Raw genomic sequence first — 12377 nt, 5'->3', positions numbered from 1 at the left:
GATGTTCGTATTGCGTTCACTGCGCAGATTTATCGGCTTGGCAGCAACCCGCTAAACACTCGTTCGGAGGCCTGAACATGTCCACTGCACTGCGCGCTTTCTTCGACCACAGCCGTCACAAACTGCAAGTAAGTGATGTCGATGCATCCCTCGACGTCCTGACTTTCAAGGGCGAAGAACATCTGAGCCAGCCGTTCAAGTACGACGTGGAGTTCACCTCTGCGCAGCAGGACATTGCGGTCGAGAAGATGCTCGGTCGGGCCGCGACGTTCAGTCTGCATGGCTTGCCGCCCAAGTACCCGAAGATGACGCCGGATTTCCTTTCCGTCGTGCCCGAGCCGCCGCTGCGCACGTTGCATGGCGTGGTCACCGGCTTCAAGCGCCTGTCCGATTCCAACGATGAAGCCCATTACGCTCTGACCCTGCAACCGCGTCTGGCACTGCTCGATAAGGGCAAGCAGTTCCGCATTTATCAGCACCAGTCGGTGCCGACTATTGTCGAGAGCATTCTGCGCAGTCGGCACAACTTCGAAGGCCAGGACTTTCTGTTCAAACTGGCGCGCGACTACCCCAGGCGCGAACAGGTCATGCAATACGGCGAAAGCGATCTGGTGTTTATTACCCGGCTGCTGGCCGAAGTGGGTATCTGGTTTCGCTTCACCGTCGACCAACGTCTGAAGATTGATGTTGTTGAGTTTCATGACGACCAGCGTCATTACCAGTTCGGCGTCGAACTGCCTTTGCGTTCGCCGTCTGGTTTTACCAGCAGCGGGCAGGATGGCGTGTGGCAACTGCAAACCAGCCATAAGGTGGTAGAAAAAAACATCAACTTCCGCGCCTATCACCATCGCGATGCCAATGCCTGGCTCAACGGCGAAGTCGATCAGACCCGAGGCGCAAAAACCACCTACGGCGAGGCGTACCACTACGCCGAACCTTACAAAGAACTCGGCGACCGGATTGCTCAGGATGAAGACCTGTTAAGCGAAAGCGGTTTTTTCTACGCGCGCCTGCGTCACGAGCGCTACCTCAACGGCCAGACCCAACTCAGCGGTGCCAGCAGCAGCGCGACGCTGGGCCTCGGTCAGGTCCTGAAAATCACCGGCGCTCCGCAGGCCTTCGCGCCGGGCGCAGTCATTACCCAACTGAACACTTGCGCCGCCCGTGATCGCAGTTTCGAAGTCACCTTCGAGGCCATCCCCTATTCGGAAACCGTCTGTTTCCGCCCGCCCTTGGTGGCGAAGCCGCAAATCGCCGGCACCGTACCGGCGCGTGTCACCAGCCCGCAGAAAAACGCCCCTTACTCCGAAATCGACCGGGATGGCTACTATCGGGTCAACTTCCTGTTCGACCGCGACAGCTGGAAACCCGGCCAGGAAAGCATGCTGCTGCGCCTCGCGCGCCCTTATGCCGGCGACACCCACGGCCTGCATCTGCCGCTGATTGCCGGCACCGAAGTGGCCATCGCCTTCGAACAAGGCGACCCCGACCGACCTTACATCGCCCACGCCCTGCACGATGACCGCCGCCCGGACCACGTCACCCTGCGCAAACGCGACTACACCCGCAACGTCCTGCGCACCCCGGCCAACAACAAACTGCGCATGGAAGACCTGCGCGGCTCCGAGCACATCAAACTCAGCACCGAACACAGCGGCAAAAGCCAGCTGAATCTTGGGCATCTGGTGGACGCCGAGAAGAAAAAACGCGGCGAAGGGTTTGAACTGCGGACCGATGGCTGGGGGGCGATTCGGGGTGGCAAAGGCATTTTTATTAGTGCGGATGAACAAGCCAAAGCCCAAGGCCAGGTGCTCGACATAAGCAAGGCCATCGACCGGCTGCAACAGGCTGGCGAGCAATTGCAAAACCTGTCGGTCGACGCGGAAGCAGCCAATGCCGATCCGGCCGATGTTCAGGCGCAACTGAACCTGCTCAAACAGGATCTCGAACAGCTCAAGACCTCGGTGTTATTGCTCAGCGCCCCAAAAGGCATCGCCCTGACCAGCGGCCAGCATCTGCAACTGGCGGCGCAGAAAAACCTGATGCTCAACGCGGGCGCCGAAGCCGACATCAGCGTGGTGAAACGCCTGTTTATCGGCGTGGGCGCAGGCATGAGCCTGTTCGTGCGCAAGATGGGCATCAAACTGATCGCCAATCAGGGGCCGGTGAACATCCAGGCACAAAACGACCGCCTGGAACTGCTGGCCCGGCATGGCCTGAAGATCACCAGCACCGAAGATGAAATCCACATCACCGCCAAAAAGAAAATCATCCTCAACGGCGGCGGCAGCTACATCACCCTCGACGCGAACAGCATCGAATCCGGCTCGGCGGGGGACTACAACGTCAAGTCGGCGAGTTTTGAATACAAGGCCGGCGCAGCCAGTCAGGCCCCGGCCATGCCGCCATCCCCCCAACTCACCGAGCACGACACCGAATCCCAAGGACTTCGGCACTTCTCTGGCTGACCTTATGCAAGGAGCAAATACGCTATGGCTAAATGGTTCGATTGGCTGTTTTGGCATCCCGCCCCTGATCGAAAAACGAGGTCAGAAACCCATCCTCGTCCCGTCCTGCCCACCCCCGACGCAGGCCCGGTTCGCCCTTCTTCACCCGTCGATGCCGCTATCGCCGCACTGCCTGCGGTGAAGAACTGGAGCCACCCCTTCAGGGACAAGCGCGACCCGTTGCTGCAATTGACCCAGATGGCCAAAGCGGCGGCCGGCTTTTATCCGCTGGGCCGCAGCGGCCTGTGGCACGGCGGGGTGCATTTCGATGGCGGTACCGCTGGCACACTCGATCAGTCCAGCGTGCATTGTCTGGCCGATGGCGAGGTGGTGGCCTATCGCATTGATCAGCATTCACCGACCACGGGGTTTTTCGTCAACAAGCTCTCGGTGCAGAAACCTTTCTCGCGCAATTTTGTGCTGGTGCGGCACCGTCTTCAGGCGCCGAAGATCGACGGCAGCGCCGATACGCCGCCCAGCCTGACCTTCTTCAGCCTGTACATGCACCTGCAGGACTGGGCGGTTTACCGGGATGATCCTGCCATCGCCCGACCGCCGTTCTGGCCCGAAGCGGCGATTCGACGGGTCAAGTCTGACGTCAAAGACCCCCGTCCCGGTCAGCCGGAGCAGGTGGGCTTGAACGTGCGCAACAAGAACTGGCAAGGCAAGGTGCTCGACCTGCTGCCAAGAGGCGCTGAGGTCACGATCAGCGGCCAGGGTGACTTCCGCAAACTGGAAAACACCCCGGGGCCGACCTTTCTGCAAGATGGTGACGGGAAATTGCTCGGCTACCTCGCCAGCCATTATCTGGAGCCCCTGGCCGCAGGCGAGTATCGGATCAGATGCGACAGCTCGCTCAGGGTCCGGGCCGAAGCGAACTTTGACAGCAAGGTCATCGGCGAACTGCCCCACGGCACAGAAGTCACCGTCAGCGGCACCGGCCACTACCGCAAGCTGGAGCGCGTTAACCAGTACGTTCATTTCAAGTCCTTGTTAAGTGCCCTTGAACCCCAGGCTCACGATCAGGTGGTGGTGCTGGAAAAGCCCGTGCCGATCAAGGCCGGCGACCTGATCGGCCACATTGGTCAGTATCAGGACTGCTACGCGGACCAGCCGGAACAGAAGCTGCACCTCGAAATGTTCAGCGGCGATAACGTCAAAGCGTTTATCGCCGCCAGTCGCGCCTGGGCGCAGCGTTTACCTGTCACCAGCAAGACCTGGCTGAAACTCGCCAAGGGCAGCGCCGTGGTGACCCATCAAGAGCGTTTCAACGCCAAACAGCCACCCACGCTGAACGCGCCCCACGCCCTCAGCGACGCTGACCTGCTCGTTCCAAAAAGCCTGCTCGACGGGCTGCCCCCTGAAAAGAAAATCGCGGTCGCGGCCACCCCGGACAAAAAGGCCTGTAACTGGTATCGCCTCGATGGTCTGCTGCATGACGCCAACAACACTTTGCTCGACGGCTGGGTCCGCGAGGAAGTGGGCGTTACCCCGTGGTTCAGTCCGTGGGCATGGGAAGGTTACGACGTCATCTTCAACTACGACGTGCCGCGCAAATTCCTCGCCTCCTACCTGCGCGCCGTCAACCAGTTCAGCGAAGCGCAACTCGCGCAATACGGTGCCCTGGCCGACGATGTGGACCAAGGGCCAGTCATGAGCCGCCTGTTCGAGATCATCGACCGCGACCGCGACGGCAAAATGTCCGGCGACGAAATACAGGCCGCCCTCAACCTGCCGGCCCACGCCCAATCCATCTCGCAACTGATCATCGACTACGAAACCGAATGGGTTCACCGGCCACGCAAGTGGGACGCCATGGACGAAATGCTCGGCCACAGCGGCTCAACCCCGCACCTGAACTGGCTGGCAGAAAAAGAGCGCATCAAACAACTGAGTTGGTGGGATGAAGTTGCGGAGAAAGTGGGACTGGATTCGTGGGCGAAGGTTTGTCACTTTCATCCGGTGGGGTTGGTGGGGTGTTTTGCCAATATTCAGGGTGTGAAAATCCTTGCAGGGCAGATCACCTTCGATGCTGAAGGCAATGATATTCCAAGTTCAATGCACTACAGCCGAGTTATCCACTGGCCAGGTAATGACCTATCTGGTGTGACGTTAGGTCGAGGGTACGACATGGGGAATCGAACTAAGGGCGAAATATATGCACATATGTTACAGGCTGGCATTGAAGATGAAAAGGCTCAAAGGATTTCGCAGGCCTATGGTTTGAAAGGGGGGGGCGCGAGCGATTTTGTTAAAGACAATAAATTACTTATTGGTGAGATCACAACTGGCCAACAAATATCACTATTCAATATCATCTACCCTGCGTACGTCGAGAGAGCCATTTTAAACTACAATAAATGGACTGCTGCTGAAAGTGACAGGTTTGAGTGGAAAAGCCTTGATCCGACAATCAAGGATGTGTTGGTTGATTTTGTCTATCAAGGATTTACTGGTGGTCCCAATCCAATGAAGGCGGGAATGCGCAACAGTAAATCAGAGATGATTTCATATGTCGAAGGGACGCCTGCAATTAGTCAATATGAGCCCGGTCGACGTCGGGCAAAATATCTTAGAAATAATTGATAGGAAATATCGATGCGTACTAGATTTTTATTAATACTACCGCTCTTCTCTTTTGGCATCTGTCACGCAGAGGTTTTGCTTCCCAGGATATGTGCTGCAAGCAACCTGAGCAGTCAAGCCATCTATGAGTGCTCAGAGTATAATAAAAAAATTGCTGATCAAGATTTGAATACCGCGTATAAAAGGTTGAACGACATGATTTCCAAAGACTATAAGTCCATGCCTAGCCTAGGAGAGAAGCTGAAATCGACTGTCAAGAAATCGCAGTTAACTTGGATTAAATTGAGGGATGAAAACTGTGCTATTGAGGTTTTTGTGATCGAGTCTGGAACGCAGGCCTTTGAAACAACCAAAAACTACTGTTTTGCGAGAGAGGGCGCTGAAAGAAGTCGCTACCTGAATGATCTGAGATTCTAACGAATGTACTTGAATAAATGGAAAAACATGCTTTCGATCGATGCGGATGCTCTAGAAAATGACTAAATCACTATTGATTTTTTTGTTGCTACTTCTCTCAGATCTAACCAGTGCCAGCTTGAAAGATCATAAAAAAACAATAGATGATGCATCTAAAGAAGAAATAATAGTTGACAGCATACCCCCTTTCGCCGTGTATATTTCAGAGCAGGGGAAATTACACCCGGTGTCGCTTCCTACAGGTTTTAATGATGACCCCCAGGGAGTCTACGACGATATCTATGTCGAAGATTTGAGTGACGATGGAGTTGGGGAGATTGTTGTTCGCTTAGCGACGAACGGTGTGAACGTCTGTTCAAAAATATTGCACTACAACAAAACGAACAGATCCTTGAATGAGTTAAGGTTTGGTGATAGAAATTTGTGTAATTTCAAAGTTAGACGTGGTTTTATTATTAGCTCCTACAAGAACGGTGCTGCTTGGAGTGAAGATATTTACACCCTGCAAGGAGAGAAGGTAAACGCTATTGTTTCCGACAGTTGTATAGGGTGCGGTGAGGTGAGACGGAAGAAATATGGTTCCGACGGGACCATTGTTGAGTTTCTAGTATCTGATGATATTGATTTCGAAAAAAGAACGCCACTCACAGCTAGAGTAAGCTCTTTATTGGCAGAAATTTATTCCGCCCCAGATGCGATGCAGTCATCCGAAAAAAATCTGGTACGAGGTGATGAAGTTTTTTTGCTGGGATTTGAAAAGTTATCTGGAGGTGAAAATATCGTTGAGTTTAGGCTTTCAGGGAACATTGTCATCGAAGGATGGTTGAAATGTAGTGATCTTAATTACAATTGCTGAGATGAAGCAGGTCGGCGGATGTTCATAAAAAATGAAGAAGCAACAAGAATGTATCCAGCCAAAGGTGAAGACGTGATTGTAGAGAAACCACTCGCAATGTGGTTACAGTGTAAAAATCAATCATGAGAATTATTGATGCGTGCGTCAAGTTAACAATGGAAGCGTAACTATCAGGAGCAATATATGAAAAACATCATCCGCATCGGCGACCTAACCACCGGAGGCGGCTCCGTCCTCTCCGGTTCTGCAGACATGAAGTTCGAGGGCATTGGTGTCGCTCGCGAAGGCGATCCGGTGTCTTGTCTGATTCCCGGCCATGGGCCAACCGTGATTGCCCAAGGGCATCCGGCCTTTAAAGACAATGGCGTGCCCGTCGCGTTTCAAGGGCATTTATGCGCGTGCGGTTGCATGCTGATTTCTTCATTGCCGGATGCGGGTGCGAGCTAACCATGTCTGTTCGACTGAATGAAGTTCCGGCGATGGCAATTCGGCCTACCCGACCTCGAGTTTTAGTGTGGCTGGGTTTGCTCGTGCTTTTTTTGCTGCTGGGTATAGGGCTGGCGGTGCTGTTCGGTGCACAGCCGTTGCACCAGCAACCCGCGAGTTTCTGGATGCGTTTCTTGGGCGTTCCACTGTTGGGCTGGTGTGTCCTGGGTTTTGGACGGGCTTTGTTGTATGTCGGTCAACAAGGTGTGGCCGATGGCTGGGACGAGTCTAGGCAGGAGGATATCAATCACAGCATGCAGCGAGGGCGGCGTTCCCAACAAGTGTTGGGCACGAGCCTATATACCGGGCTTCGAGAACGGGGGCAGCAGCCCGCCACACAGCTGGATGCCTTACTTGGCGGAACCAGTGCGCTGAAAATTCAACCATCCCGACTGGCCGAAGTTGACGTACTGCAGAGCAGCTTGCCCGGCGATACGCTTGAATACCCCGAATCCGTACTGCTGCGCGTGCTGGTTCCATTGCTTGCTGACATGGCCAAAACCCTGGCGCAGTTGCCTGATGATCAGCCATTGGCCCTGTTGCTTGAATTCGACAGTGGTCTGCCTGCAAGCCGGTTGAGCCAGATATGGCAACAGGCCTGGAGCGAGTCGGGTATCCGCCAGCCAATTGCGCCCGTGGAGGGGTTCGGGCTGGCCGCAGTGGACCATTGGCTCGACCAGCGTATTGCCGATCAAGCACTGTTGATGGTGGTGGCGTTGCAATTCGCGCTGCTATCTCCCGAAGGTACGGCAGAGGTTGCGGTCGGGCTGCTGTTTGGCAATAGCCTGACGCAGGTTGCCTTGCCGCCGCTTGCCTATCTACACCGCCCGGAAGAGGAGCAGGGGCAGAGCGCCGAACACCTGCTCTACGCCGTGCGTCAGGCGTTGGACTGGGTGCCATTGCCAGCAAGTTCAATCCGACAGGTTTGGGCAGCGGGCCGTGTAGCGCAGCGTGGCGCTGCACTGGCCACGGCACTGGCTGAGGTTTCGATGCCTGCGCAGCACACCCCGGCATTTCGCGATATGGACGGGTTACTGGGGGATTCAGGTCAAGCAGCGCCCTGGCTGGCTATCGCTGCTGCAACACAAAACATTCAAGGCTGCGCCGAGGCGCAATTCATTTTTAGCGGTGGCAATTCCGTCGATACGGGGTTGTGGTGCACGGTTTTGACACCGGCAACGCCGCTTTCAACGTAGGACTATCGAATGCAGTTTCGACGCTCTTCAGGGATGAGTGTGCTAGCGGTTGCGCTGTTACTGGCTGGCGTGATTCTAGGAACGATAATTTGGCGTTGTTCCGAATGGTTAGGTATACAGCCCGGCAGTGACGCGCAAACCATCTGGCTTTTGGTGGTGTGGATCACAACGTTGATTGGGGTGTTGTTGCTCGGTTGCTACTGGCTGCTGGTGACTCAACTGGGAGGCACGGTTTACCAAGGGCAAAAACCAGATGATGCGCGCCAACCGCAACCGCTTACGCAGCAAACCGATACGGCTTCTCAGAAAGTCTGCTCAACGTTGCGCGAGCGTCTTCAAGCCCGCTCCCACTTCTTCTGGCGCCGCCACTTCCGCCTTTTACTCATCGTCGGCGAACCCGAGCAGATCGAAGCCATCGCTCCCGGCCTGGCCAAAGACCTTTGGCAGGAAGGCCAGGGCACGGTGTTGTTGTGGGGCGGCAGTCCGCAGGTTGAATTGCATGAATCGTTCGTTGCGCGGTGGCGCGGTTTGACGCGGGGGCGGCCGTTGGATGGGGTGGTTTGGGCGTTGAGCAAGGCGCAGAGCGCCGATGCTGCGGCGATGAATACGGGGACGCGCAACCTGAAAAGTCTGGCGAGTGCCTTGTGTTGGCAGTTGCCGCTGCACCTGTGGCAGGTCTGCGCCAGTGAATGGTCGCAACTTGAACGCCCGACCGATTCGGTGGGTTGTCTGTTGCCGGCGCGCTTGACGGCGCCGCAGCTGGAAAGCTGTCTCAGCGAGTTGCCGCAGCCTTTGCGGCTGGCGGGCCTGGCGCAGATGGAAACCGCGCTTGAGCATGATTTCCTGTTTCGTTTGTCTCGCGACTTGCAAACCGAGGGCATCGCCCGTTGGCGCCAGGCGCTCGCGCCGTTGCTCGGTGATTTCGCTCGGGGTTTGCCGCTGCGTGGCGTGTGGTTCAGCCTGCCGGTGTCGCGAGCTACAAGTGATTACCCCAACCTCTGGCTGCTGGATCCGGCGTGGTGTGGCGTAGTTGAAGACCAGGCCGTCAACGTGCGTCGCTTGGGCTGGCCCGCCACCCGCATCGCTCATGTCCTGCTGCTCAGCCTGGCACTGCTGTGGGGCGCGGGCATGCTGTTGTCGTTCGCCAGCAATCGCCAACAAATCGCCCAGTTGCACACCTCGCTCGCGACCCTGCAACAGCCCGGCAATGGTGATGCACAGCTGCGAGCGCTGAACGACTGGGTGCGGGAAATGGCGCGGCTGGATTATCGCCTTGAACACGGCGCGGCCTGGTATCAGCGCTTTGGCCTGAACCAGAATCAGGCGCTGCTCGATGCGCTGTGGCCGCGTTATATCGAAGCCAACAATCGCCTGATGCGCGACCCGGCGGCAGCGAATCTGCAGCGCCAACTTCGGGCGTTGGTCAAGCTGGCGCCGGACAGTCCCGAGCGTGCCAAGCGTGCCAACGACGCGTACCAACAGCTCAAGGCGTACCTGATGATGGCGCGTCCGGAAAAAGTCGATGCGGCCTTTCTGACCAAGGCTTTGGGCAATGCCGAACCTGAGCGTGAGGGTATTTCGCCGGGCTTGTGGCAAGGTTTGTCGCCCGGACTTTGGAAGTTTTACAGCGAGCACCTGGCCGCGCATCCGGACTGGCGCATTGAAGCCAATCCGACGCTGGTGGCGCAGGCGCGGCAAGTGCTGCTGGGTCAATTGGGCCAGCGCAATGCCGAAGCCAATCTGTACCAGAAGGTGCTCGACGCGGCGGCCAATCACTCTCCGGCATTGAGCCTGCACGACATGGTCGGCGACACCGATGCGCTGACGCTGTTGTCCTCGGGCGCCGAGGTGCCCGGCGTGTTCACCCGTCAGGCCTGGGAAGGCCAGGTGCGCAAGGCGATTGATGACATTGCCGACGCACGCCGCGAGCAAATCGACTGGGTGCTCAGCGACAGCCAGACGGACATCGCCGCCGAACTGACCCCCGACGTGCTGCGCGAACGCCTCACCCAACGCTACTTTCAGGATTACAGCGGTGCGTGGCTGGCGTTTCTCAACAGCCTGCGCTGGCAGCGTGCCGGTAGTCTGGCCGAAGTGATCGACCAGTTGACGCTGATGAGCGATGTGCGCCAATCGCCGGTCATCGCGTTGATGAATACGTTGGCGTGGCAAGGACAGGCTGGCACGCGTGGGCAGGCGTTGGCTGACTCGTTGATTCAGTCGGCTCAGCAGTTGATCAAACAGGACGCGACCCCCGTCATCGACCAGCTAGGACTCGGCCCGCGCGGGCCGCTGGATGCAACCTTTGGTCCCTTGCTGGCCCTGCTCGGCAAAGGCCCGGAAAGTGCGGCCAGCGATGACAGCCTGAGCGTGCAGGCGTTTCTCACCCGCGTGACCCGCGTGCGCTTGAAGTTGCAGCAAATCAGCAACGCACCCGACCCGCTGGAAATGACCCAGGCTTTGGCGCAAACGGTGTTTCAGGGCAACAGCATCGACCTGACCGACACCCAATCCTATGGCCGTCTGATCGCCGCGAGTCTGGGCGCCGAATGGGCCGGAATTGGCCAGACCTTGTTTGTGCAGCCGCTGGATCAAGCCTGGCAAAAAGTCCTGCAACCCTCGGCGGCGAGCCTCAACAAACAGTGGCAGCGTGCGGTTGTCAGCGACTGGGACAGCGCCTTCACCGGCCGTTACCCCTTTGCGGCCACCGCCAGCGACATCTCGCTGCCCATGCTCGGGCAAATGATCCGCGCCGATTCCGGGCGCATCGAACAATTCTTGCAGCGCCAGCTCAGCGGCGTGCTGCGCAAGGAAGGCAGCCAGTGGGTGGCAGACACGCGCCATAGCCAGGGCTTGCGCCTGAATCCGCAATTTCTGACCGCCATCAACCAGCTCAGCCATCTGGCCGACGTGCTCTACACCGACGGCGGCATGGGCTTGAGTTTCGAGCTCAGTGGCAAAGCCGTGCGCAACGTGGTGCAAACCACCTTCACCCTCAACGGCGAAAAACACGAGTACTTCAATCAGCGGGAAAAATGGCAACGCTTCAACTGGCCGGGCCGCAGCGACCATCCGGGCGCGAGCCTCACGTGGACCAGCGTGCACACCGGCGAGCGCCTGTTCGGCGACTATCAAGGCACCTGGGGCCTGATCCGCCTGCTGGAGAACGCCAAAATGACCCTGCTGGACGACGGCGAAAGTCGTTACCGCATGGTCCTCACCGCCCCCGACGGCCTCGGTTTGACCTGGCATCTGCGCACCGAACTGGGCGCGGGGCCGATGGCGTTGCTCAAGTTGCGGGGGTTCAAGATGCCGAAGGAGATATTTCTCGTTCGGGGGAAGTGAAAGGTCATTGCAGAAAAATCTGCGAAAGCGTGGGGGCGAGTGACCGCCTACTCAATCAATCTCGGTACTCCGGGCAAGTGCCTCCTGCTGTTCGAGCTGGTGCAGTCGCTCAGTCAACGTCGCGTGCACCCGGTCATAGGCATCACTGCCAAGCAACAACCGTTTCGGGGCAGGCTGGGCGTTGGCAGCTTCGATCATGGCGTTGGCCATCTTCAGCGGGTCGCCGTTGAGGGGGAATGCGCCACTGGTGATCGCGCGGCGCACTTCACCTGCAGGGGTTTGCTCGTAGACGTCCATCACTGGCGGGCTGACCAGCGCCGCGCCGAAGTTGGTACGGGTCGGGCCCGGTTCCACCAGGGTGAATTCGATACCGAACGGCGCAACCTCTTGAGCCACGGATTCCACAAAACCTTCGATGGCCCATTTGCTCGCGTGATAAATACTGAAGTTGGGGTAAGCGAGTTGGCCGCCCTCGGACGACACTTGTAAAATCCGGCCGCCACCTTGCTCTCGCAGATACGGCAGACAAGCGCGGATAACCTGCATCGAACCGATCAGATTGGTCTGCAGTTGCTGGCCGATCTGCTCATCGCTGACTTCTTCGGCGGCGCCAAACAGCGCGTAACCCGCATTGCTGACCACTACATCGATGCGCCCCAATTCGCTGAACGCTTGTCGCATCACTTCGCGAATGGCGAGTGGGTCGTTTACATCCAGCGCCGCCAGCCACAACTGTTCGCCATAACGTGCTTTCAGGTCACTCAGCGCCTCTGTTTTGCGCAAAGTGGCCGCCACCCGTTCACCGCGTTGCAGCAACTGTTCGACCAGCGCCCGGCCAATTCCTGAAGAACTTCCGGTTACTAACCATGTTTTATTCATCGCTGTAATCTCCTGGTGATTGAGCATGTTGCCCATCGGCAAGACCACACTAGTGCGCGATGACTGCTGGTACTATCCGGTCAATTCCGGATGGACTGGTGAAAT

General features: G+C 57.3%; 8 protein-coding genes. 7 read left to right on the top strand and 1 reads right to left on the bottom strand.

Annotated elements, in window-relative coordinates; translation table 11 throughout:
- Positions 1 to 77 precede the first annotated feature (77 nt).
- From vgrG to AABC73_RS17160, 7 genes are all read left to right on the top strand, one after another.
- Positions 78 to 2468: a type VI secretion system tip protein VgrG gene (vgrG, locus tag AABC73_RS17190; protein ID WP_341520212.1), complete on the top strand. Its 2391-nt coding sequence runs from the start codon at positions 78 to 80 to the stop codon at positions 2466 to 2468.
- Positions 2469 to 2492: 24 nt separating this feature from the next.
- Complete coding sequence (locus tag AABC73_RS17185; RefSeq protein WP_341520211.1) at positions 2493 to 5093, top strand: pesticin C-terminus-like muramidase; 2601 nt, start codon at positions 2493 to 2495, stop codon at positions 5091 to 5093.
- A gap of 12 nt (positions 5094 to 5105) precedes the next feature.
- Positions 5106 to 5510, top strand: coding sequence for a lysozyme inhibitor LprI family protein (locus AABC73_RS17180; protein WP_341520210.1), 405 nt, complete (start codon positions 5106 to 5108; stop codon positions 5508 to 5510).
- Positions 5511 to 5568: 58 nt separating this feature from the next.
- Positions 5569 to 6366, top strand: a complete 798-nt coding sequence (locus tag AABC73_RS17175; protein ID WP_341520209.1) for a hypothetical protein — start codon at positions 5569 to 5571, stop codon at positions 6364 to 6366.
- 183 nt (positions 6367 to 6549) lie between these two features.
- Positions 6550 to 6813: a PAAR domain-containing protein gene (locus AABC73_RS17170; protein WP_341520208.1), complete on the top strand. Its 264-nt coding sequence runs from the start codon at positions 6550 to 6552 to the stop codon at positions 6811 to 6813.
- 83 nt (positions 6814 to 6896) lie between these two features.
- A complete protein-coding gene (locus tag AABC73_RS17165; protein WP_341524267.1) occupies positions 6897 to 8048 on the top strand; it encodes a hypothetical protein in 1152 nt (383 codons plus the stop codon).
- Between the two features lie 9 nt (positions 8049 to 8057).
- Positions 8058 to 11393: an ImcF-related family protein gene (locus tag AABC73_RS17160; protein WP_341520207.1), complete on the top strand. Its 3336-nt coding sequence runs from the start codon at positions 8058 to 8060 to the stop codon at positions 11391 to 11393.
- 51 nt (positions 11394 to 11444) lie between these two features.
- Here AABC73_RS17160 and AABC73_RS17155 read toward each other — a convergent pair whose 3' ends face one another.
- On the bottom strand, positions 11445 to 12272 hold the full coding sequence (locus tag AABC73_RS17155; protein WP_341520206.1) for an SDR family oxidoreductase: 828 nt from the start codon (positions 12270 to 12272) through the stop codon (positions 11445 to 11447).
- Positions 12273 to 12377: the final 105 nt, after the last annotated feature.

It is taken from the genome of Pseudomonas sp. G.S.17 (assembly GCF_038096165.1).
Lineage (GTDB): Bacteria > Pseudomonadota > Gammaproteobacteria > Pseudomonadales > Pseudomonadaceae > Aquipseudomonas.
The sequence above is the reverse complement of the archived record's forward strand: the minus strand, read 5'-3'. Positions and strand labels throughout refer to the sequence as shown.

What these genes read in the sequence shown, in the direction of transcription:
- vgrG (WP_341520212.1), top strand. Translation starts at nt 78, where the DNA reads ATGTCCACTGCACTGCGCGCTTTCTTCGACCACAGCCGTCACAAACTG.
- AABC73_RS17185 (WP_341520211.1), top strand. Translation starts at nt 2,493, where the DNA reads ATGGCTAAATGGTTCGATTGGCTGTTTTGGCATCCCGCCCCTGATCGA.
- AABC73_RS17180 (WP_341520210.1), top strand. Translation starts at nt 5,106, where the DNA reads ATGCGTACTAGATTTTTATTAATACTACCGCTCTTCTCTTTTGGCATC.
- AABC73_RS17175 (WP_341520209.1), top strand. Translation starts at nt 5,569, where the DNA reads ATGACTAAATCACTATTGATTTTTTTGTTGCTACTTCTCTCAGATCTA.
- AABC73_RS17170 (WP_341520208.1), top strand. Translation starts at nt 6,550, where the DNA reads ATGAAAAACATCATCCGCATCGGCGACCTAACCACCGGAGGCGGCTCC.
- AABC73_RS17160 (WP_341520207.1), top strand. Translation starts at nt 8,058, where the DNA reads ATGCAGTTTCGACGCTCTTCAGGGATGAGTGTGCTAGCGGTTGCGCTG.
- AABC73_RS17155 (WP_341520206.1), bottom strand. Translation starts at nt 12,272, where the DNA reads ATGAATAAAACATGGTTAGTAACCGGAAGTTCTTCAGGAATTGGCCGG.